Source organism: Pseudomonas sp. NPDC085632, from assembly GCF_044541255.1.
Taxonomy (GTDB): domain Bacteria; phylum Pseudomonadota; class Gammaproteobacteria; order Pseudomonadales; family Pseudomonadaceae; genus Aquipseudomonas.
In genome coordinates, this window is record NZ_JBITSX010000065.1 from 1 (window position 1) to 21942 (window position 21942).

General features: G+C 58.9%; 15 protein-coding genes. 10 read left to right on the top strand and 5 right to left on the bottom strand.

Features of this window, described 5'->3' with window-relative positions:
• The 6 genes from fadB to ACIF4X_RS27085 form a co-directional block, all read left to right on the top strand.
• Window positions 1-2074, top strand: a 2074-nt coding sequence (gene fadB, locus ACIF4X_RS27060) for a fatty acid oxidation complex subunit alpha FadB (protein ID WP_397484425.1), incomplete at its 5' end; no start/stop codon positions are given.
• A gap of 32 nt (window positions 2075-2106) precedes the next feature.
• A complete protein-coding gene (fadA, locus tag ACIF4X_RS27065; protein ID WP_007910465.1) occupies window positions 2107-3282 on the top strand; it encodes an acetyl-CoA C-acyltransferase FadA in 1176 nt (391 codons plus the stop codon).
• 97 nt (window positions 3283-3379) lie between these two features.
• A complete protein-coding gene (locus ACIF4X_RS27070; protein ID WP_007910467.1) occupies window positions 3380-3616 on the top strand; it encodes a DUF1653 domain-containing protein in 237 nt (78 codons plus the stop codon).
• A gap of 114 nt (window positions 3617-3730) precedes the next feature.
• Window positions 3731-6361: a type I DNA topoisomerase gene (topA, locus tag ACIF4X_RS27075; RefSeq protein WP_397484426.1), complete on the top strand. Its 2631-nt coding sequence runs from the start codon at window positions 3731-3733 to the stop codon at window positions 6359-6361.
• Between the two features lie 142 nt (window positions 6362-6503).
• Complete coding sequence (locus ACIF4X_RS27080; RefSeq protein WP_007910470.1) at window positions 6504-7028, top strand: DUF6586 family protein; 525 nt, start codon at window positions 6504-6506, stop codon at window positions 7026-7028.
• Window positions 7029-7134: 106 nt separating this feature from the next.
• Window positions 7135-7368: a hypothetical protein gene (locus ACIF4X_RS27085; RefSeq protein ID WP_119427030.1), complete on the top strand. Its 234-nt coding sequence runs from the start codon at window positions 7135-7137 to the stop codon at window positions 7366-7368.
• Window positions 7369-7462: 94 nt separating this feature from the next.
• Here ACIF4X_RS27085 and sulA read toward each other — a convergent pair whose 3' ends face one another.
• Together sulA and lexA are read right to left on the bottom strand one after the other, a co-directional pair.
• A complete protein-coding gene (gene sulA / locus ACIF4X_RS27090; RefSeq protein WP_397484427.1) occupies window positions 7463-7936 on the bottom strand; it encodes an SOS-induced cell division inhibitor SulA in 474 nt (157 codons plus the stop codon).
• 10 nt (window positions 7937-7946) lie between these two features.
• A complete protein-coding gene (lexA, locus tag ACIF4X_RS27095; RefSeq protein WP_003226590.1) occupies window positions 7947-8555 on the bottom strand; it encodes a transcriptional repressor LexA in 609 nt (202 codons plus the stop codon).
• Window positions 8556-8784: 229 nt separating this feature from the next.
• Between lexA and ACIF4X_RS27100 the strand changes: the two genes are divergently transcribed.
• The 4 genes from ACIF4X_RS27100 (at window position 8785) to ACIF4X_RS27115 (ending at window position 14714) form a co-directional block, all read left to right on the top strand.
• On the top strand, window positions 8785-9492 hold the full coding sequence (locus tag ACIF4X_RS27100; protein ID WP_007910473.1) for a TetR/AcrR family transcriptional regulator: 708 nt from the start codon (window positions 8785-8787) through the stop codon (window positions 9490-9492).
• 158 nt (window positions 9493-9650) lie between these two features.
• Window positions 9651-10661: a beta-N-acetylhexosaminidase gene (gene nagZ, locus ACIF4X_RS27105; RefSeq protein WP_397484428.1), complete on the top strand. Its 1011-nt coding sequence runs from the start codon at window positions 9651-9653 to the stop codon at window positions 10659-10661.
• A 12-nt stretch (window positions 10662-10673) separates the two neighbouring features.
• A complete protein-coding gene (locus tag ACIF4X_RS27110) occupies window positions 10674-11411 on the top strand; it encodes an S-methyl-5'-thioinosine phosphorylase (RefSeq protein WP_397484429.1) in 738 nt (245 codons plus the stop codon).
• A 9-nt stretch (window positions 11412-11420) separates the two neighbouring features.
• Window positions 11421-14714, top strand: a complete 3294-nt coding sequence (locus ACIF4X_RS27115; RefSeq protein ID WP_397484430.1) for an SNF2-related protein — start codon at window positions 11421-11423, stop codon at window positions 14712-14714.
• A 148-nt stretch (window positions 14715-14862) separates the two neighbouring features.
• Here ACIF4X_RS27115 and ACIF4X_RS27120 read toward each other — a convergent pair whose 3' ends face one another.
• The 3 genes from ACIF4X_RS27120 to mfd are packed head-to-tail and all read right to left on the bottom strand — an operon-like array spanning window position 14863 to window position 21591.
• A complete protein-coding gene (locus ACIF4X_RS27120; RefSeq protein ID WP_397484431.1) occupies window positions 14863-17553 on the bottom strand; it encodes a DEAD/DEAH box helicase in 2691 nt (896 codons plus the stop codon).
• A gap of 11 nt (window positions 17554-17564) precedes the next feature.
• A complete protein-coding gene (locus ACIF4X_RS27125) occupies window positions 17565-18131 on the bottom strand; it encodes a CsiV family protein (RefSeq protein ID WP_397484432.1) in 567 nt (188 codons plus the stop codon).
• A gap of 10 nt (window positions 18132-18141) precedes the next feature.
• Window positions 18142-21591, bottom strand: coding sequence for a transcription-repair coupling factor (mfd, locus tag ACIF4X_RS27130; RefSeq protein ID WP_397484433.1), 3450 nt, complete (start codon window positions 21589-21591; stop codon window positions 18142-18144).
• Between the last annotated feature and the right edge of the window lie 351 nt (window positions 21592-21942).

A 21942-nucleotide genomic window follows, 5' to 3' on the forward strand; every position in this document is an offset into this window, starting at 1 on the left:
GGGTGAGTCCGTCAACAAGTTCAACCGTCTAACCCTGAACGAACTGCGTCAGGCCGTAGACACCATCAAGGCAGATGCTTCGATCAAGGGCGTGATCGTCAGCAGTGGCAAGGACGTGTTCATCGTCGGCGCCGACATCACCGAATTTGTCGAGAACTTCAAGCTGCCGGATGCCGAGCTGGTTGCTGGCAATCTCGAAGCCAACAAGATCTTCAGCGATTTCGAAGACCTCAACGTTCCGACCGTAGCGGCCATCAATGGCATCGCTCTGGGCGGAGGTCTGGAAATGTGCCTGGCGGCTGACTATCGCGTCATGTCCACCAAAGCCAAGATCGGTCTGCCGGAAGTCAAACTGGGCATCTACCCAGGCTTCGGCGGCACCGTGCGTCTGCCGCGCCTGATCGGTGTCGACAACGCTATCGAGTGGATTGCCTCCGGCAAGGAAAACCGCCCAGAAGACGCCCTGAAAGTCAGCGCCGTCGACGCCGTGGTTGCTCCTGAAAAGCTGCAGGAAGCTGCACTTGAACTGATCAAACGCGCCATCTCCGGCGAGTTCGACTTCAAAGCCAAGCGCCAGCCAAAACTTGAAAAGCTCAAGCTGAACGCCATTGAACAAATGATGGCTTTCGAAACTGCCAAAGGTTTCGTGGCAGGGCAAGCTGGCCCGAACTACCCGGCTCCGGTTGAAGCAATCAAGACTATCCAGAAAGCCGCGAACTTCGGTCGGGACAAGGCGCTGGAAGTCGAAGCCGCCGGTTTCGTCAAACTGGCCAAGACCTCTGCCGCGCAGAGCTTGATCGGTCTGTTCCTGAACGATCAGGAGCTGAAGAAAAAGGCCAAGGCCTACGACGAAATCGCCAAAGACGTGAAGCAGGCTGCTGTATTGGGCGCCGGCATCATGGGTGGCGGTATCGCTTATCAGTCGGCTTCCAAAGGTACGCCGATCCTGATGAAGGACATCAACGAGCACGGCATCGAGCAGGGGCTGGCCGAAGCCGCCAAGTTGCTGGTTGGCCGCGTTGATAAAGGCCGCATGACCGCTGCGAAAATGGCTGAAGTGCTCAACGCCATTCGTCCGACCCTGTCCTACGGCGACTTCGGTCACGTCGATCTGGTGGTCGAAGCTGTTGTCGAGAACCCGAAGGTCAAACAAGCCGTACTGGCTGAAGTCGAAGGCCAGGTCAAAGAGGACACCATCCTCGCGTCCAACACCTCGACCATTTCCATCAGCCTGCTGGCCAAGGCCCTCAAGCGTCCGGAAAACTTCGTCGGCATGCACTTCTTCAACCCGGTGCACATGATGCCGCTGGTGGAAGTGATCCGTGGCGAGAAGTCCAGCGAGCTGGCCGTTGCCACCACCGTGGCCTACGCCAAGAAAATGGGCAAGAACCCGATCGTCGTCAACGACTGCCCGGGCTTCCTGGTCAACCGCGTACTGTTCCCGTACTTCGGTGGTTTCGCCAAGTTGGTCAGCGCTGGTGTGGACTTCGTCCGTATCGACAAGGTCATGGAAAAATTTGGCTGGCCGATGGGCCCGGCATACCTGATGGACGTGGTCGGCATCGACACCGGTCACCACGGTCGTGACGTAATGGCTGAAGGTTTCCCGGATCGTATGAAGGATGACCGTCGTTCGGCCATCGACGTGCTGTACGAAGCCAAGCGCCTGGGTCAGAAGAATGGCAAGGGCTTCTACGCCTACGAGGCCGACAAGAAAGGCAAGCAGAAGAAAGTTGCCGATCCGTCGGTACTCGAAGTGCTCAAGCCGATCGTTTACGAGCAGCGCGAAGTCACTGACGAAGACATCATCAACTGGATGATGATCCCGCTGTGCCTGGAAACCGTGCGTTGCCTGGAAGACGGCATCGTTGAAACCGCCGCCGAAGCCGACATGGGTCTGGTCTACGGTATCGGTTTCCCTCCATTCCGTGGCGGTGCACTGCGCTACATCGATTCGATCGGTGTTGCCGAGTTCGTTGCCCTGGCTGACCAGTACGCTGATTTGGGCGCGCTGTACCACCCGACCGCGAAGCTGCGTGAAATGGCCAAAACCGGCCAACGGTTCTTCGGTTAAGCGTCCCAACTTTTGAGCGAGAGTGAAATTTTATGAGCTTGAATCCAAGAGACGTCGTGATTGTCGACTTCGGTCGTACTCCGATGGGCCGCTCCAAGGGCGGCATGCACCGCAACACCCGCGCTGAAGACATGTCGGCGCACCTGATCAGCAAATTGCTGGAACGCAACGCCAAGGTCGATCCTGCTGAAGTCGAGGACGTGATCTGGGGCTGCGTCAACCAGACCCTGGAGCAGGGCTGGAACATCGCGCGCATGGCGTCGCTGATGACCCAGATCCCGCACACTTCGGCCGGCCAGACCGTCAGCCGTCTGTGTGGCTCGTCGATGAGCGCACTGCACACCGCTGCGCAAGCGATCATGACCGGCAACGGTGACGTGTTCGTGGTTGGCGGCGTCGAGCATATGGGCCACGTGAGCATGATGCACGGTGTCGATCCGAACCCGCACATGTCGCTGTACGCGGCTAAAGCCTCGGGCATGATGGGCCTGACCGCGGAAATGCTGGGCAAAATGCACGGCATCACTCGCGAACAGCAAGACGCTTTCGGCGTGCGTTCCCACCAGTTGGCCCACAAGGCCACCGTGGAAGGCAAGTTCAAAGACGAAATCATCCCGATGCAAGGCTACGACGAGAACGGTTTCCTGAAACTGTTCGACTATGACGAAACCATTCGTCCGGAAACCACCCTGGAAAGTCTGGCTGCTCTCAAGCCCGCCTTCAATCCAAAGGGTGGCACCGTGACTGCCGGTACTTCGTCGCAGATCACTGATGGTGCTTCGTGCATGATCGTGATGTCGGCGCAGCGTGCACAGGACCTGGGTATCCAGCCAATGGCGGTTATCCGTTCGATGGCAGTGGCGGGTGTGGATCCGGCAATCATGGGCTATGGTCCAGTTCCGGCGACACAAAAAGCCCTGAAGCGTGCGGGTCTTGGCATCAACGATATCGACTTCTTCGAGCTCAACGAAGCTTTCGCCGCACAGGCCCTGCCAGTGCTGAAAGATCTGAAAGTGCTCGACAAGATGAACGAGAAGGTTAACCTGCACGGCGGCGCGATCGCCCTGGGTCACCCGTTCGGTTGCTCCGGTGCCCGTATTTCCGGCACCTTGCTGAACGTGATGAAGCAGAATAGCGGCACCTTCGGGGTGGCCACTATGTGCATTGGTCTCGGCCAAGGCATCTCCACCGTCTTCGAACGCGTTTAAGCGTCTCGCTGATGGAAGCCGGGGCCAAGTGCCCCGGTTTTTGTTTTTGTGGATTTATTTTGTTTTTTTTTGAAAAAATTTGAGTGAGGGCCAACACATGCCGATACAACCTGGGCTCTACCAACATTACAAAGGTCCGCAGTACCGCGTATTCAGTGTTGCGCGGCACTCCGAGACCGAAGAAGAAGTGGTCTTTTACCAAGCCCTGTATGGCGATTACGGCTTTTGGGTGCGCCCTCTGAGCATGTTTCTCGAGTCAGTCGAGGTTGACGGCGAGCAGGTGCCGCGCTTTGCTTTGGTGCAAGCCGAACCGAGCCTTTTTTCCAAGGCATGAGGCGAGTGCGCACAGAACCCTGTGCTTGACCTCACCTTGTATCAACTATATATAGCGGTGCCGCGTCAGGCGCCAACCGCCTTTCACTTCTAGAATTCAGGAATTTTCTGATCCATGGGCAAATCGCTGGTCATTGTGGAATCCCCGGCTAAGGCCAAGACCATCAACAAGTATCTGGGTAACCAATACGTGGTGAAGTCGAGTATCGGCCATATCCGAGACCTGCCCACCAGCGGTTCGGCTAGCGCCAGCAAAGAGCCAGCCGCCAAGCGCGGGAAGGCTGCTGCGGGCGAAGGTCCGGTGCTCTCGCCGAAAGAGAAAGCGCGCAAGCAGCTGGTCTCGCGTATGGGTGTCGATCCGGATCATGGCTGGAAAGCCCAGTACGAGATCCTTCCAGGTAAAGAGAAGGTCATCGAAGAGCTGCGCCGGCTCGCCAAAGATGCTGACACCATCTATCTCGCAACCGACTTGGATCGCGAGGGGGAAGCCATTGCCTGGCACCTGCGCGAAGCCATCGGTGGTGACGACAGCCGCTACAAGCGCGTGGTGTTCAACGAAATCACCAAAAAGGCGATTCAGGAAGCCTTTTCGGAACCGGGTGAGCTGGACATCGATCGTGTCAACGCTCAACAGGCCCGTCGTTTCCTCGACCGCGTTGTGGGTTACATGGTTTCGCCGCTGCTGTGGTCGAAAATCGCCCGTGGCCTGTCTGCCGGTCGTGTGCAGTCGGTTGCCGTGAAGCTGGTGGTCGAGCGTGAGCGTGAAATCCGTGCGTTCAACCCGGAAGAGTACTGGGAAGTGCATGCCGATCTCGGCACCACCAAAGGCTCGACCGTACGTTTCGAAGTGGCTCGCGAGAAAGGCGAAGCCTTCAAGCCGCTCAACGAAGCGCAGGCCATGGCCGCGCTGGAGAAGCTTAAGTCTTCCAGCTACAGCATCGTCAAGCGCGAAGACAAACCGACCAGCAGTAAGCCGTCGGCGCCGTTCATCACTTCGACCCTGCAACAGGCTGCGAGCAACCGTCTGGGCTTCGGCGTGAAGAAAACCATGATGATGGCCCAGCGTCTGTACGAAGCCGGCTACATCACTTATATGCGTACCGACTCGACCAACCTCTCGGCTGATGCCGTGACAATGGCGCGCACTTACATCGAAGACGAATTCGGCAAAAAGTATCTGCCGGAAACGCCAAACGTCTATAGCAGCAAGGAAGGCGCGCAAGAGGCTCACGAAGCGATTCGTCCTTCCGACGCCAACACCACGCCGAGCAAGCTCGCAGGCATGGAGCGTGACGCTGAGCGTCTCTACGAGCTGATCTGGCGCCAGTTCCTCGCTTGCCAGATGCTCCCGGCGCAATATTTGTCGACAACCGTCAGCGTAGGCGCTGGCGACTTCGAGCTGCGTGCCAAGGGTCGTATCCTCAAGTTCGACGGTTACACCCGCGTCATGCCGCAGATTGCCAAGCCGGGCGATGACGACGTTCTGCCTGATATGGCGCAGGGCGATGTGATGAAGCTGATCAAGCTTGACCCGTCGCAGCACTTCACCAAACCGCCGGCGCGTTACTCGGAAGCCAGTCTGGTTAAAGAAATGGAAAAGCGCGGTATCGGTCGTCCTTCGACTTACGCTGCGATCATTTCGACCATTCAGGATCGCGGCTACGTGACCTTGCACAACCGTCGTTTCTACTCGGAAAAGATGGGCGACATCGTCACCGAGCGTCTGTCGGAAAGCTTCTCGAACCTCATGGACTACGGCTTCACTGCCGGCATGGAAGAGAATCTCGATGACGTGGCGCAGGGCGAGCGCGACTGGAAAAACGTGCTGGACGAGTTCTACGGCGACTTCAAAAAGAAACTCGAAGTGGCCGAAGATCCGGAAAGCGGCATGCGTGCCAACCAGCCGGTCATGACCGACATTCCGTGCACCACTTGCGGCCGTCCGATGCAGATCCGTACTGCGTCGACCGGCGTGTTCCTCGGTTGCTCGGGCTACAGCCTGCCGCCGAAAGAACGCTGCAAGGCCACCGTTAACCTGGTGCCGGGTGACGAAATCGCTGCGGACGACGAAGGTGAGTCGGAGTCGCTGGTACTGCGCGGCAAGCATCGCTGCCCGATCTGCAGTACGGCGATGGACGCTTATCTGCTCGACGAGAAGCGCAAGCTGCACATCTGCGGTAACAACCCGGATTGTGCTGGCTATGAAATCGAAGAGGGCAGCTATCGCATCAAGGGCTACGAAGGTCCGAGCCTGGAATGCGACAAGTGCGGCAGCGAGATGCAACTCAAGACTGGCCGTTTCGGCAAGTTCTTCGGGTGCACCAACCCCGAGTGCAAGAACACCCGTAAACTGCTGAAAAGCGGTGACGCGGCGCCGCCGAAGATGGATCCGGTGAAGATGCCTGAGCTGAAATGCGAAAAGGTCAACGACACCTACATCCTGCGCGACGGTGCGTCTGGTTTGTTCCTGGCGGCCAGTCAGTTCCCGAAAAACCGCGAGACCCGTGCTCCGCTGGTGATCGAGATTCTGCCGCACAAGGACGAGATTGATCCGAAGTATCACTTCCTGTGCGAAGCCCCGCAGAAGGATCCTGATGGTCTGCCAGCGGTGATTCGTTATAGCCGCAAGACCAAGGAGCAATACGTACAGACCGAAGTCGACGGCAAGCCTACTGGCTGGAAGGCTTACTACGACGGTGGCAAGTGGACGGTTGAAGACAAGCGTACGAAGGCCAAAGCTGAATAAGCATTAGCCTGATACTGAAAGGCCGCATGGAACCCTTGTGTTTTCATGCGGCCTTTTTGTTTTGTGCTTGCGGTGGGATCGGCTGATCCACGACACTGTCCGGCCTGTGTGAAGCAATTATTTCGTTGTGGAGAGCGCCGTCATGGCTCACGAACTCTATACCCGTACCAATCAGAAGATCTATTTCGCTGGCCTGTCGCTGGAAGCCTTGGCTCGCGCTGAAGAGGGGCGGGCGATGAATTCTTTGGCGTTGATTCAGGCAGGGCGTGAATCGGCGCTGTTTCACCTGTATGGCGCCTTGCTGGGGCTTTGCCATGAGATCGCAGGTTTCTATCGTCTGCCGCAGGCCAATGCGCCACGGGCCGAGATGTTGCTGACGCGTGAAGTGCTGGAGTCGATTGCGATTCCCGAATTGGCCGAAATGGTTGAGTTGGCGGGCAACTCTGAAACCTGGCTGGCAAAATTGCTGGCTGCGCATTCGGCGCTGTTCCAGCCGCCACGGGTGCCACACAAACCGAAAGGGGATGTGACTCAGCCGTTGATTCAGGCGATTAATCTGGATGAAGAAGAAGCGCCGGAAGAGTTGAGTCGAGAGGAACTGGAGAGCTGGCGGCAGAACTTGAAAGGTCTGGCGATACGTTTCCGCGAAGGCTTGAACGAATGCTGAGGGCGATTGACACGGTGGCAATCTGAAACATGCTGCTGGTCAAGATCCCGAGCGAAGCCTGAATGATGTCTATATAATCCCTGCCTTTCGTGGAGAACAGACCTTTATGCCAACGTCCTTTCTAGAAATTGTCGAGTTACCCGACGGCCGAATCGAGCTGCGCAGGGCTGAGGACGAGGGTTCTTTGGTGACGCTGGATTTCTCCGAGGATGCCAAGGCATTCCTGCAAGGTCAGCATGTGGAAATCGCCAAGGCGATGTTAAGCGTCGGCGTGCAGATGGCCGGTCGTATGGTCGAAGGCGAGTTTGATAAGGAAGAGGGCGCGCGGGTTCTTCATTGATCCCCGTCTTTTTTCTTTTTGATGTAACCGCTTCAGATCGGCTTCTCTGTCCTTGGAGAAGCCCTGCGCTTCACACAGCGCGTACTGCCAGCAATCAACCCAAACGAATATTCAGGCTCTGAGCATCGCCCGTGCGTGCGGCGTTGATCAGTTGTTGCCGTGAATTTGCGTTCAGCGGGTTGAGCCAAGTGACCACGGTGTGACTGCGACCCAGCTTCAGGGCTTCGCACGCCAGTTGCTGAGCGCTTTGAGCGCCCCTTGGTTGCAACAGCAGAATACGCTCGCGATTCAAGCCAGCATCCCGCAGCCATGTCTGGGTCAGGCTGGCTGGTGGTGCGATCAGCGTCAGCCAGCGTGCGTCCTGATCCTCGCTTAGTTCGCGAAGGATCGGGGCGAGCAGGTTCAGGCAGTTCCCGGTAGCACCGCGCAGTGACAGCTCGCTGAATACTTCAGGTTCGGCATTCCAAGGGCGTTCGACCACGTCTTTCAGGATCGGCGCCATCGGTTGCGCCAGAAACGCTTCGAATAAAGGCAGTTGTGTTTGCTGAGGGGTGTGTGGGAACTGCATAAAGCCTCCTTTAGCGGCGAATCACGCCGACACTCAAGCCTTCGATCACCAGTTCCTGATCTTTCAGGTCGACTTCGATAGGGGCGAACTCAGGGTTTTCGGCAATCAGCCAGACCTTGCTGCCTTCACGCTTGAAGCGTTTGACCGTCACTTCATCGCCGATGCGGGCGACCACGACTTGTCCGTTACGCGCTTCGCGGGTGGTGTGTACGGCGAGGAGGTCACCGTCAAAAATGCCGATGTCCTTCATGCTCATGCCGTGTACACGCAACAGATAGTCAGCGCGTGGATGAAAGAAGGCCGGATTGATGTTGCAGGATTCTTCGATGTGCTGCTGGGCCAGGATGGGCGCACCGGCAGCGACCCGGCCAATGATGGGCAGGGTAGAGTCGTCGGCCTTGGCTTCGAAGCCAGGGATGCGAATGCCGCGAGAGGCGCCGGGGGTCATCTCGATGGCACCCTTGCGAGCCAGTGCCTTGAGGTGTTCTTCAGCCGCGTTTGGCGACTTGAAGCCCAGTTCCTGAGCGATTTCCGCGCGGGTTGGCGGGTAGCCATTGTCTTCGAGGCAGCGTTTGATAAAGGCCAGAATCTCGGCTTGGCGTGGCGTCAGCTTTAGCATATTGATCGCTCTGTCTTTTTATACAGTGACTGGGATTATATACAGTGAAGCGCCCTTGGCAATGGCCGTTTTTTCCCACGCCGCCGGACGGTCGGCTTTCATGCTTATTAATGCACTGGGCTTGTGTGGTTAAATAGCTGACCGACCATTCCCAAAACGAACTGGCGGGCTTGACAAGGCACAGGCTGAAACGTATGTTTCAAACAAGTGTTTGTCAGGCGGAGTAGCCATGGCCCAGTCGGAAACCGTTGAACGCATTCTTGATGCTGCCGAGCAGTTGTTCGCGGAGAAAGGTTTCGCTGAAACCTCATTGCGTTTGATCACCAGCAAGGCTGGCGTCAACCTGGCAGCGGTGAACTATCACTTCGGCTCGAAGAAAGCGCTGATTCAGGCGGTTTTTTCGCGCTTCCTCGGGCCGTTCTGCATCAGCCTCGACAAAGAGCTGGAGCGCCGTCAGGCCAAGCCTGAAAACAAGCCGACGCTCGAGGAGCTGCTGGAAATCCTCGTCGAGCAGGCCCTCGTGGTTCAACCACGCAGCGGCAACGATCTGTCGATTTTCATGCGCTTGCTCGGCCTCGCGTTCAGTCAGAGCCAGGGCCACTTGCGCCGTTATCTGGAAGACATGTACGGCAAGGTGTTTCGTCGCTACATGCTGCTGGTCAATGAGGCCGCACCACGCATTCCGCCGATCGAACTGTTCTGGCGCGTGCACTTCATGCTCGGCGCCGCTGCGTTCAGCATGTCCGGCATCAAGGCCTTGCGCGCGATCGCCGAGACCGATTTCGGCGTCAACACCTCGATCGAACAAGTGATGCGCCTGATGGTGCCGTTCCTCGCTGCGGGCATGCGCGCCGAAACCGGCGTCACGGACGCTGCGATGGCCACCGCGCAACTGCGTCCGCGCAGCAAATCTACGCCGGTCGCCGCCAAGGTTTAACCGCACACGGGTGGGCGCAGCAGCTTGTATCCGCTAAGCTAGCCGCCCATGCCGACTCTCGTTCTGAACCCGAAATCCATAGAAATTGCCGACCTGCCGAGCGTTGCTCACGGTAGCGATTTGCTGTGGGTCGGGTTTTTCGTTTTCAAGGAATCTCTATGACTGCTGGCCTGCAAGGCTCGTTGATGGTGGACGTCGCCGGTACTTGGCTGACGGCTGAAGATCGCCAATTGTTGCGTCAGCCCGAAGTGGGCGGCCTGATCATTTTCGCGCGCAACATCGAGCATCCGCGTCAGGTGCGTGAGCTCAGCGCCGCGATTCGCGCGATTCGCCCGGATCTGCTGCTGGCGGTGGATCAAGAGGGCGGTCGCGTGCAGCGTCTGCGTCAGGGCTTCGTGCGTCTGCCGGCCATGCGCGCTATCGCCGACAACCCGAATGCCGAATATCTCGCTGAACAATGCGGCTGGATCATGGCGACCGAAGTGCTGGCGGTCGGCCTCGACTTGAGTTTCGCCCCGGTGCTCGATCTGGATTACCAGCGCAGCGCTGTAGTCGGCACTCGTTCGTTCGAAGGCGATCCCGAACGCGCCGCATTGCTTGCCGGCGCATTCATTCGCGGCATGAACAGCGCCGGCATGGCCGCCACCGGTAAGCACTTTCCTGGCCACGGCTGGGCCGAAGCCGATTCTCACGTCGCAATTCCGAATGACGAGCGCAGCCTCGACGAGATCCGTGCCAACGACCTCGTGCCATTCGCCAAACTCAGCAAACAACTGGCCGCGATCATGCCGGCGCACGTCATCTATCCGCAGGTGGATTCGCAGCCTGCCGGCTTCTCCCGCCGCTGGTTGCAGGACATCCTGCGCGGCGAATTGCAGTTCGACGGGGTGATCTTCAGCGATGACCTGTCGATGGCCGGTGCCCACGTGGTCGGCGATGCCGCCAGCCGCATCGAAGCTGCGCTGACCGCTGGCTGCGACATGGGCCTGGTGTGCAATGACCGCGCCGCTGCCGAACTCGCCTTGAGCGCCGCGCAACGGATGAGGGTCAAGCCATCCGCGCGCATCGCCCGCATGCGCGGTCAGGCATTCGCCAGTACCGATTACCGTCAGGATCCGCGCTGGCTCACCGCCATTGGCGCGCTCAAAGACGCTCAACTGATTGATTAAGGATTTTTCGCTATGACGGTTTACGCAATCATCGGCGGCACCGGCCTGACCCAGCTCGAAGGCTTGACCATTCGCCAATCGCTGGCGGTCGACACGCCCTACGGCGCGCCGTCGGCCGACGTGCAAATTGGCGAATACGCCGGCAAGGAAGTGTTGTTCCTTGCCCGTCACGGCCACCCGCATCGCTTCCCGCCGCACAAGGTCAACTACCGCGCCAACCTGTGGGCGTTGAAGCAGGCCGGTGCCGAAGCGATCATCGCGGTGAATGCCGTGGGCGGTATTCACCCGGCTATGGGCACCGGGCATTTTTGTGTGCCACATCAAATCGTCGACTACACCAGCGGCCGCGAGCACACCTTTTTCGCTGATGATCTGGAGCATGTCACCCACATCGACTTCAGCTTTCCTTACAGCGAACCACTGCGTCAGCAATTGATTGCTGCGGTGGCTGCCGAAGGCTGCGAATACAGCGATCAAGGCGTGTATGCCTGCACCCAGGGCCCGCGTCTGGAGACCGTGGCAGAGATCGTGCGTCTGGAACGTGATGGCTGTGACATCGTCGGCATGACCGGTATGCCGGAAGCGGCGCTGGCCCGGGAGCTGGAACTGGATTACGCCTGTCTGGCGCTGGTAGTGAACCCGGCGGCGGGCAAGACCACGGAAGTGATCACCATGGCCGAGATCGAACAGGCGTTGCATGACGGCATGGGTAAGGTGAAGTCGGCGTTGGCGCGGGTGCTGGCCGGCTAGGGCCTGTCCATGAGCATTTTCATCGAACGGCTCAAGTCGTTGGCCTGGACTCAGGCATTCAGTAGCAAGGCGCTGGCCAAGGCTCGCGCTTATGCCGCCGAGGACCGGGTAGAGATCATCGAGATCCATGACAAAAAGATCGAGGCGTTCTGCGTCGGTTCGGAAAGTCAGGCGTATGAACAAAGCATTTACCTGTCCGAAGATCGACAGGGTTCCGTCAACTTGCGTTGCCTGTGCAGCTGTCCTGTCGTAATCGACTGCAAGCACTGCGCTGCGGTGCTCTATCACCTGCAGGGCAGTGCTGATGATGCGTCTGAAAGTGACGCACAGATCCCTTTGGGGCGGGCGCTGGAACATTGGCTTTCGACAATTCCGGTGCCGGCCAAGCCCACCGAAAAAGGCGCGCAAACCGCAGGCACGCGCCTGTTTTACAAACTCAAGCCGACGCCTGTGAGCGGCAAGTGGCTGCTCGATATTTTCAAGGTTTCCCAGCTCAAGAGCGGCGAGTTACGCGAAGTCAAACCGATGTATTCGCTGGCTGAAATGCTCATGCGTCAGCCCGGCTACCTCACCGAGCTGGATCAGCGCGTCGCCAGGCTGCTGGTTGCCATGCATTCCCATCACGCCTATTACAGCGGCTATCCGCTGGAAGGCAGCAGCGGCACCGAACTGCTGGAAATGCTCCTGCGCACCTCGCGGCTGTTCCTCGATTTCGAGGATCTGCGACCGTTGGTGGCGGGCGCGAAACGCATCGGCCAGTTCGCGTGGGCCGAGCAGGCCGACGGCGGGTTCCGCGCGCAGTGGAGCAGTGCCGAGGCGGCGCAAGAAACCGTGCTGGCGCTGGAGCCGCTTTACTACCTGGATCGAGAGCAGCGGCAGATTGGCCCTCTGTTCAATGAACTGGAAGAAAAACTGGCCAGCCATTTGACGCTGGCGCCGGAGATTCCGGCGCGTCAGGCCATGCAGTTCAGCCATCGCATGAGCGCAGCAACGAGAATCCCGCCGCCACACCAACTCACCGAACGAGTCATCGACGACGTACTTCCACAGCCGAAACTGACCCTCGTCAGCGGTCGGGAGCGCTCGCGTTGGGAATACATTCTCGAGCACCGCGCCGCCCTGGTGTTTACCTACAACGGCCAGCCGACGGAGGATCGCAATCCGGAAGTGATGATCCTCAACGGCACCGAGACCCAACGCATTCAACGCCAGCCCGCGGTGGAAAAGAAGCTGCGCCAGATCCTGCAAAAGCACGGCTTCAAGAAAGCCACGCGCAAGAGTTCGCTGGATCGTCCCGGTGAGATGTTCACGTTGCCGGATGATTCCGCCTGGCTCGGGTTTATGCACGAAGGCCTTGCCACGTTGCGTGCCTCGAACTGGGAAGTGGAGATCAGTCCCGGCTTTCATTTCAATGTGCAGCCAGTCGAGCATTGGTACGCCGAGGTCGAAGAAGAGGCTGGGCATCAGTGGTTCGATTTGCAGTTGGGGATTGTCGTCAATGGCCAGCGCTACAGTTTGCTACCGATCCTGCTGCACTTGTTGCGCACCCAGCCGCGCCTGCTTGACCCGGTCAATCTGGCACAACGCAGCGATGACGAAAAACTTCTGATTGAACTGAAACCCAGCGGTTTTGGTGACTCTTCTGGCGCCAAGGTCGCGCTGCCGCTGAGTCGGGTCAAGCCGCTGATGGCCACGCTGGGCGAGTTGTATCTGGGCGGTCATCAGGGCGATGCACTGCGCTTGAGTGTCCCGGATGCCGCGCGCTTGAGTATGCTCGATGGCGTGCCGCTGGATTGGCAGGGTGGCGAGCGGCTGCGCACTTTTGCCAAGCGCCTGCAGAGTTCCAGTCACACCCACGTCGCTGCGCCGGCCGGCCTTAACGCGCAACTGCGCCCGTATCAGCTCGAAGGCCTGAACTGGATGCAGACCCTGCGCGAGCTTGAGGTCGGCGGCATTCTGGGCGATGACATGGGGCTGGGCAAAACGCTGCAAACCCTGGCGCATCTGCTCACGGAAAAACACGCCGGGCGTCTCGATTGCCCGGCACTGGCGGTGATGCCAACCAGCCTGATTCCCAACTGGCTCGACGAGGCCGAGCGTTTCACCCCGCAGTTGAAAGTCCTGGCGCTGCACGGCTCTGGGCGGCAAAAGGATTTCGCTGATCTGGCTGAGTACGATCTGGTGCTCACCACTTACGCGTTGCTGCCGAGGGATCTGGAGACCTTGCAGTCGCAGGCGTGGAGCGTGCTGATTCTCGACGAAGCGCAGAACATCAAAAACCCGATCAGCAAAGCGGCGCAAGCGGCCCGTGACCTGCAGGCCCGCCAGCGCTTGTGCCTGAGCGGCACACCATTGGAAAACCACTTGGGCGAGCTTTGGTCGCAGTTTCATTTCCTCATGCCCGGGTGGCTCGGCGACAGCAAGTCTTTCAATCGCGATTACCGCACGCCAATCGAAAAGCACGGCAATGTTCAGCGCATGCAGCACCTGACAGCGCGCATCAAGCCGTTTTTACTGCGCCGCAAAAAGGATCAGGTCGCCACCGAGTTGCCACCGAAAACCGAAATTGTCCATTGGGTTGATCTCAGTGACGGTCAGCGCGATGTCTATGAAACAGTTCGCGTGGCGATGGACAAAAAAGTCCGCGACGAAATTGCCCGCAGTGGCGTGGCGCGCAGTCAGATCATCATTCTTGATGCCTTGCTCAAGCTGCGGCAGGTCTGTTGCGACTTGCGCCTGATCAAGATGCCAATGACAGCGAAGGCACTGCGTTCCGGCAGTGGCAAGTTGGTCAGTTTGATGGAGATGCTTGAGGAGCTGCTCGGCGAAGGCCGAAGGATCCTGTTGTTCTCGCAGTTCACCTCAATGCTCGCCTTGATCGAGGAAGAACTGCAGCAACGTGACATTGCCTATTCGCTGCTGACCGGTGACACCACGGATCGACGTACGCCGGTGAAGAATTTTCAGGGCGGCAAGGTGCCGTTGTTTTTGATCAGTCTGAAAGCCGGGGGCACCGGTTTGAACCTGACCGCGGCGGACACAGTGATCCACTTCGATCCTTGGTGGAACCCGGCGGTGGAAAATCAGGCAACCGATCGGGCGTATCGAATCGGGCAAAACAACCCTGTGTTCGTTTACAAGCTGATTGCCCGTGGCACGGTGGAGGAAAAAATACAGGCGTTGCAACAGGAGAAAGCTGCGTTGGCCGGAGCGGTGCTTGAGGGCGGGACGACAGGTGGCTGGAAGCTGGAGCAGAGCGACATTGAGGCGCTGTTTGCGCCGTTGCCTGTTGCCAAGGGTTGAGCCCTAAGTAATAGAGCAATATCTGATGGCCCCATCGCTGGCAAGCCAGCTCCCACAGGGTTGTGAGTCGTACACAAAACGGTGTTCCAACTCGATACCTGTGGGTGCTGGCTTGCCAGCGATAGCCATCTAACTGGCCACGCAGATCTCAACGCTTGTCGGACTTATCCGGCAACGGCGCAAACAACGCTTCAATATCATCAGTCTGCAACTTCCAGTCCCCGGCCTTGCGCCCATCCAGCACGCCCGCCGCCAAATCGGATTTTTCCTTTTGCAGGTGCTGAATCTTCTCTTCCACCGTGCCCCGGGCAATCATCTTGTAGACGAATACCGGTTTCTCCTGGCCGATCCGATAAGCACGGTCGGTCGCCTGATTCTCGGTCGCCGGGTTCCACCACGGGTCGTAGTGAATCACCGTATCCGCTTCCGTCAGGTTCAAACCAACACCGCCAGCCTTCAGGCTAATGAGAAAGATCTGACGCTTGCCGCTCTGGAATTCCTTCACCGGCGTGCGTCGATCACGGGTCTGGCCGGTTAACAGCGCGTAGGAAACGTTACGTTTTTTCAGCTCGTCTTCGATCAATGACAGCATTGAGGTGAATTGCGAGAACAGCAGAATTCGCCGTCCCTCCTCGAACAACTCCTCAAGCATTTCCATCAAGCTGTCGAGCTTGCCGGAGGTGCTGCCGCGAGCGGGCAGGGTGGCGTCATTGACCAGGCGCAGATCGCAGCAAACCTGACGCAGTTTGAGCAACGCCTCAAGAATGATGATCTGGCTGCGCGCCACACCTTTGCGGGTGATCTCGTCGCGGACTTTCTTGTCCATCGCCAGGCGCATGGTTTCGTACACATCGCGCTGCGCTTCGTTGAGATCGACCCAGTGGATGATTTCAGTCTTCGGCGGCAACTCGGTGGCAACCTGCTCTTTGGTGCGGCGCAGCAAGAACGGTTTTATCCTGCCGTTGAGGTGTTGAAGTCTGACTTCACTGCCGCGTTTTTCAATCGGCACGCGGTAATCGGCGTTGAAGCTTTTCACGTCGCCGAGCCAGCCGGGCAGCAGGAAGTGAAACAGCGACCACAGCTCGCCCAAGTGATTTTCCAGCGGCGTACCGCTGAGGCACAGGCGCTGGCGTGCATTAAGCTCGCGCGCGGCTTGAGCGGCTTTGCTGTTCGGATTCTTGATGTACTGCGCTTCATCCAGCACCAGCACATGCAACGGCTGTTTGGCCAGACGTTCGACGTCCTTGGGCAGCAGCGCGTAGGTGGTGAGGATCAGATCGAAGTCACCCAGGTTGTCAAAATGCTTCTTGCGAGTGGCGCCGTACAGCGCGACTACTTTCAGTTGCGGGGTGAAGTGCGCCGCCTCATCCTGCCAGTTCGGAATCAGGCTGGTCGGCATCACCACCATGCATGGTCGATCGAGACGCCCGGCGTTTTTCTCGCTCAGAATATGCGCCAGGGTCTGTAGGGTTTTACCCAAACCCATGTCGTCCGCGAGAATCCCGCCGACTTCCAGTTGTCGCAGCGACTGCATCCAACTCAAGCCTTCAAGCTGATACGGGCGCAGTGTCGCGTTCAGTCCTTCCGGCGCATCAGCGCTGAAATCACGGATGTCGCGCAAGCGTTGGGCGAACGTGCGGATCTGCTCGCCACCCTCCCACAGCAGTGGAAGGCCTTCCAGCGAATTGAGTCGTGTCGCGTCGGCCTTGCTCAGGCGCAGGGTGGTTTCGCCCGGTTCTTGCAAATAGAACTCGCCGAGCGTCATCAGCACAGGTTTCAACCGGCCTAGCGGCAACGCCACCTGCAGTGGCCCGTGCTCAATGTTGCGTTGCGGGACGTTGACCAGAATCAGCTCGTCATCGCGACGGCGCGCAAGGCGTTCCGGATTGAGGATTTCCGCGTGCGAGCGCATCAGATTGAGCAGGATCGGCAGCAGGCTCAGGCGCTCACCGTTGACGATGATGCCCAGTTCCAGATCAAACCAGTCGCGCTCCGGCGCCTGTTCGACCGTGGCGTACCAGTCATCCACGGCGGTCAGATCAAAGCCGAACTCCTCGTCGATCTGCAGTTCCCAGCCTTGGCTGCGCAGCTTCGGCAAGTCGTTGAGGGTGAAGGTCAGCCAAGCGCTGTCATTGACCATCTCATACAGTTCGCCAGCGCTTTCCGGCAGCGCTTTGCTCTGCCGCGTGGCGATCCGAAAGCCGAGGATTCTTAACTGTTCGCGGTAGGACTGTTCGACGTCCGGGTGGCGTTTTATCCGCAGCGTCTGGGTTTCCTGACGGATCAGGATGTCGCTGTGCTTCTGCCCGCTGACGTACTCATCCAGATAACTGAACGACAACGCCGCGCGGTGCTGAATATAACGCTGCATCTTGCCGTTGCGTGGTTCGAAGGCGCTGAACTCGACACTGGCCAGCCACAGGCGTGGCATGGGCTGCACGTTGTCGACCAGCACTTGCGGCGGCGCTTTCGGGCTGCGGTTTTCCAGCACGGCTTGAAGTTTTTCCAGCAGTTCGGCGTCTTTGGCTGCAGCGGGGTAATCGAGGGTTTCCTGCACTTTCAGCAGTACCGCAGCGCAGTGTTTGCAGTTGCTGCGAACCGGGCAGGTGCACCCGGCATCGACCAGCAGCAGAGTGCCTTTGGCTGACTCGCGAAGATGAATCGTCTGACGGTAAACGTTACCGCCAGAGCCTTCGCAGCTGGCGGTGATCGTTGCATCGCCGACCTGGGCGATGCGTACCCGGTTTTCCAGGGCGTAGCGGCGGCCACGCTCCAGGCTCTGTTCCTTGAATCGGCTGACCCAGGAGGGCGCCAACGGTTTACTCAGCGGCGGGTTCATAAGGACTTCGATCAGTCCGGAATCGCTTCAGGCGCTTCCCGTGGCGCAGGCGCGGTCAGGGAAGTGATCTTGATCAGCAGGGCCAGATGGCCGTTGTCGAGATAGTTGAGTTGGCCGTTCTTGGTGTGGCTGTCCTGTTTCAGGCGCTCGCTGGCGGTGACCAGACCATTGCTGTCGATCTGGTTGACCCAGAAATCGGCAGCCACGTCGGTAAAGCGCCCGAGTTTCATCTCCAGCGTGCCCTCGATCGGGAACTGGCCGTATTGCTCCTGACCGTCGCTGACCGCGACTTTCGCCGGTGCTTCGCCGAGGGTTTGCTGCCAGGCCTTGTGCATCAGCACGCTGTAATCGCCGCTGGCGGTGAGTTTAGTCACCACGTCATTCAGCGCCGGTGTGCGTTTGCTCTCATCGCCCAGGCGTTGAGCGCCAGCGGCCCAGTCTTCCGGCGCGGCACGGCTGACGATGGCCGGTACGGCGTTCTGCCGGACCAGAATCATTTCGACCTGATACAGGTCATCGGCGAAAACCGAAGGTGCTACCAGGGTGAGTAGCAAAGTCAGCGAACGAAACAGGCGCATTGGGCGTCCTTCAAACAGATTTCGGGAGGAGGCGCTCAAACAGCGCCTCTACAGTATTAAAGCGTTCTTCCGGGCGTTCCATCGGCACCTGGAACTTGAACATCGTCGCGCCTTCGAATTTGTAGCGTTTTGGCTGACTCTGGATCAGTTTGATCAACGTCATCGGATCGACCGGCGTCTGCGCCTCGAACTCGATACGTCCACCTTGCGGACCGCCATCGACTTTCTTGATGCCCAACTGCTCGGCCTGCAACTTCAACGCCGTGATGCGCACCAGATTCTTCGTTGGTTCCGGCAGCAGACCGAAGCGATCGATCATCTCGACTTGCAGATCTTTGAGGCCTTCCTCATCGGTCGCCGACGCGATGCGTTTGTACAGGATCAGGCGCGCGTGAACGTCCGGCAGATAGTCTTCCGGAATCAGCGCCGGCACGCGCAGGTTGACTTCCGGGCCACCGCCGAGCGGTTGATCAAGGTTCGGTTGCTCGCCCTTGCGGATCGATTTCACCGCGCGCTCAAGCATCTCCATGTACAGCGTGAAGCCGACGGCTTGAATCTGCCCGCTCTGACCATCGCCGAGCAGTTCGCCGGCGCCACGGATTTCCAGGTCGTTGGTGGCGAGCACGAAACCGGCGCCGAGGTCCTGGGTGTTGGCGATCGCTTCCAGACGTTTTTCCGCGTCCGAAGTGATTTGCTGGCGCGGCGGCGTCAGTAAGTAGGCGTAAGCCTGGTGGTGACTACGGCCGACACGACCACGCAACTGGTGCAGTTGCGCCAGGCCGAACTTGTCGGCGCGCTCGATGATGATGGTGTTGGCGCTCGGCACGTCGATACCGGTCTCGATGATGGTCGAGGCGATCAGCACGTTGAAGCGCTTGTGATAGAAGTCGCTCATCACCTGTTCGAGTTCGCGCTCGCGCATCTGTCCGTGACCGATGCCGATACGCGCTTCCGGCACCAGTTCGGCGAGATCGGCAGCGCATTTCTCGATGGTTTTCACATCGTTGTGCAAGTAGTAAACCTGACCGCCACGCAACAGTTCGCGGAGCAGGGCCTCTTTGACCGTGCTCTTGTTCTGCTCCATGACGAAGGTGCGCACGGACAAGCGACGCGCCGGTGGCGTGGCGATGATCGACAGATCGCGCATGCCCGACACCGCCATGTTCAGCGTGCGCGGGATCGGCGTGGCGGTCAGCGTGAGGATGTCGACTTCGCTGCGCAGGGCCTTGAGCTGTTCTTTCTGACGCACACCGAAACGGTGTTCTTCGTCGATGATCACCAGCCCGAGGTTTTTGATCTTCACGTCGTCGGACAGCAGCTTGTGCGTGCCGATGACGATGTCGATCTTGCCTTCCGCCAGATCGGCGATCGCCGCATTCACTTCCTTGGCCGACTTGAAGCGGCTCATCACTTCCACGCTCACCGGCCAGTCGGCGAAGCGGTCGCGGAAGCTGTTGTAGTGCTGCTGGGCGAGCAGGGTGGTCGGCACCAGAATCGCCACTTGGCGGCCACCGTGCACGGCGATGAAGGCTGCGCGCATGGCCACTTCGGTCTTGCCGAAACCGACGTCGCCGCAGACCAGACGATCCATCGGTTTCGGCGCGAGCATGTCGGCGCGCACGGCTTCGATGGTGGTTTGTTGATCGGGTGTTTCTTCGAACGGGAAACCGGCGCTGAACGTTGCGTAATCGGCTTTCGGGTCGGCGAATGCATAACCTTCGCGAGCGGCGCGGCGGGCATAGATGTCGAGCAATTCAGCGGCGACGTCACGTACCTGTTCGGCGGCTTTGCGTTTGGCTTTCTGCCACGTCTCGGAACCGAGGCGGTGCAGTGGGGCCAGCGCATCGTCGCTGCCGGTGTAGCGCGCGATCAGATGCAGGTTGGCTACCGGCACGTAAAGCTTGGCGTTCTCGGCGTATTCGAGGGTGAGGAATTCCGCTGCCTGATTGTCGATTTCCAGAATCGTCAGGCCGAGGTAGCGACCAACCCCGTGATCGATGTGCACCACCGGCGCGCCTTCGCGCAGTTCGGTGAGGTTTTTGATCACTGCATCGTTGTTGCCGTCGGCACGTTTCTCGCGACGACGACGCTGCATGACGCGTTGACCGAAAAGCGGACTTTCCGCGACCAATGCCAGTGCCGGATCGTCGAGCATCAGGCCTTCGTCGAGCGGGGCGATGGTGATCGCCAGACGATCCTTGCTCGCGACGAAATCCGGCCAACTGTCGACGGTTTTCGGCCGCAGCTTCAGACGTTCGAGCAACTCCAGCAGCACTTCGCGACGGCCCGCAGATTCGGCGGTGAACAGCACGCGTCCGGGGAATTCATCGAGGAAACCGGCCAGCGCCGCCAGCGGTTGCGTGGCTTTGGCTTCAATCGCCAGATTCGGCAGTGCCTGCGCCGGGAAGCGTTCGCGGCCAGCGCCGGTTTCCACGTCTTGCTGGCTGGCGACTACGCGTGGCCAGCTCTTCAAGCGAGCGAAGCAGTCTTCCACCGGCAGGAACAATTCCGCCGGTGGCAATAAAGGACGCGAAGGATCGACGCGGCGCTCTTCATAGCGATTGCGCACATCGTTCCAGAAATTTTCCGCCGCTTGCTCGATGCCCGGCAGCGAGAATACTTGCGTGTCTTGCGGCAGATAATCGAACAGAGTCGAGGTTTCGTCGAAGAACAGCGGCAGGTAGTACTCGATGCCGGCCGGGGTAATCCCGCTGCTCAGATCCTGAAAGATCGGGCAGCGCCGGAAGTCGACGTCAAAGCGCTCACGGAAGCGCGCCTTGAAGCGGGTGACCGCGTCTTTTTGCAGTGGAAACTCACGGGCCGGCAGCAGCTTGACTGAATCGACCTTGTCGATGGAGCGCTGGTTTTCCGGATCGAAGGTGCGCAGGGTTTCGATTTCGTCGTCGAACAGGTCGATGCGATACGGCAGTTTGCTGCCCATCGGGAACAGGTCGATCAGTGCGCCGCGTACGGTGAATTCGCCGTGTTCGTAAACCGTGTCGACGTAGCGATAGCCACTGGCTTCGAGCCGCGAACGCATCTGCTCAACGTCGAGCTTCTGCCCGACATCCAGCACCAGGCTGCTACCGAGCAAAAACTTGGTCGGCGCCAGGCGGTGCAACGCTGTGGTGATCGGCACTACCAGCACACCGTGTTCCAGTTCCGGCAGCCTATATAGGCTGGCGATGCGCTGGGAAATGATGTCCTGATGCGGCGAGAACAGATCGTACGGCAGGGTTTCCCAGTCGGGGAAATGCAGCACGGGCAAATCCGGGGCGAAGAAACTCAGCTCCTGTTCCAGTCGTTCAGCGCTCTGGCTGTCGGCGGTCAGTAGCAGGGTGAAGCGCTTGGCAGCGCTGGCAGCCTCGGCAATCGCCAGGCTGAGGGCGGCACCGGGCAAATTGCCCCAATGCTGTTTACCTGCCTCGGCAGGGAGTAGCGGTAGACGCAGAACGGGCACGGAAGGTTGAGCTCCAGGCTTTGCGACAAAGTCGGTAATTGTAGCGGCGTCCGGTGCCGCCTGTCAGTTGCAGACTACGTCTATCTTCGTTGTTTGGACGAAATGTAGTGGTAACCATAAAAACAAGGCGTTTTTTAGCGATTATGTAGTGCCGAAAGTAGCTGGTGTTACGGAGGGTTACAGACATCGTCTAACAGTCGTCGAAAAATTGACTGCGCTGAAAGCCCCGGTTTTACTGGGCTGGAGAAAGGCGTGATTTTTTTGAACGGAATTTTGTTACCGATTGCGCGACAAGCGCGCATTGCTGAATGAGGTTGTCGGCGGCATAATGTAGCCCCTTTTTTCTGCCCC

Excerpts from the sequence above, each read along its gene's own strand:
- fadA (WP_007910465.1), top strand. The coding sequence starts at position 2,107 with ATGAGCTTGAATCCAAGAGACGTCGTGATTGTCGACTTCGGTCGTACT.
- ACIF4X_RS27070 (WP_007910467.1), top strand. The coding sequence starts at position 3,380 with ATGCCGATACAACCTGGGCTCTACCAACATTACAAAGGTCCGCAGTAC.
- topA (WP_397484426.1), top strand. The coding sequence starts at position 3,731 with ATGGGCAAATCGCTGGTCATTGTGGAATCCCCGGCTAAGGCCAAGACC.
- ACIF4X_RS27080 (WP_007910470.1), top strand. The coding sequence starts at position 6,504 with ATGGCTCACGAACTCTATACCCGTACCAATCAGAAGATCTATTTCGCT.
- ACIF4X_RS27085 (WP_119427030.1), top strand. The coding sequence starts at position 7,135 with ATGCCAACGTCCTTTCTAGAAATTGTCGAGTTACCCGACGGCCGAATC.
- sulA (WP_397484427.1), bottom strand. The coding sequence starts at position 7,936 with ATGCAGTTCCCACACACCCCTCAGCAAACACAACTGCCTTTATTCGAA.
- lexA (WP_003226590.1), bottom strand. The coding sequence starts at position 8,555 with ATGCTAAAGCTGACGCCACGCCAAGCCGAGATTCTGGCCTTTATCAAA.
- ACIF4X_RS27100 (WP_007910473.1), top strand. The coding sequence starts at position 8,785 with ATGGCCCAGTCGGAAACCGTTGAACGCATTCTTGATGCTGCCGAGCAG.
- nagZ (WP_397484428.1), top strand. The coding sequence starts at position 9,651 with ATGACTGCTGGCCTGCAAGGCTCGTTGATGGTGGACGTCGCCGGTACT.
- ACIF4X_RS27110 (WP_397484429.1), top strand. The coding sequence starts at position 10,674 with ATGACGGTTTACGCAATCATCGGCGGCACCGGCCTGACCCAGCTCGAA.
- ACIF4X_RS27115 (WP_397484430.1), top strand. The coding sequence starts at position 11,421 with ATGAGCATTTTCATCGAACGGCTCAAGTCGTTGGCCTGGACTCAGGCA.
- ACIF4X_RS27120 (WP_397484431.1), bottom strand. The coding sequence starts at position 17,553 with ATGAACCCGCCGCTGAGTAAACCGTTGGCGCCCTCCTGGGTCAGCCGA.
- ACIF4X_RS27125 (WP_397484432.1), bottom strand. The coding sequence starts at position 18,131 with ATGCGCCTGTTTCGTTCGCTGACTTTGCTACTCACCCTGGTAGCACCT.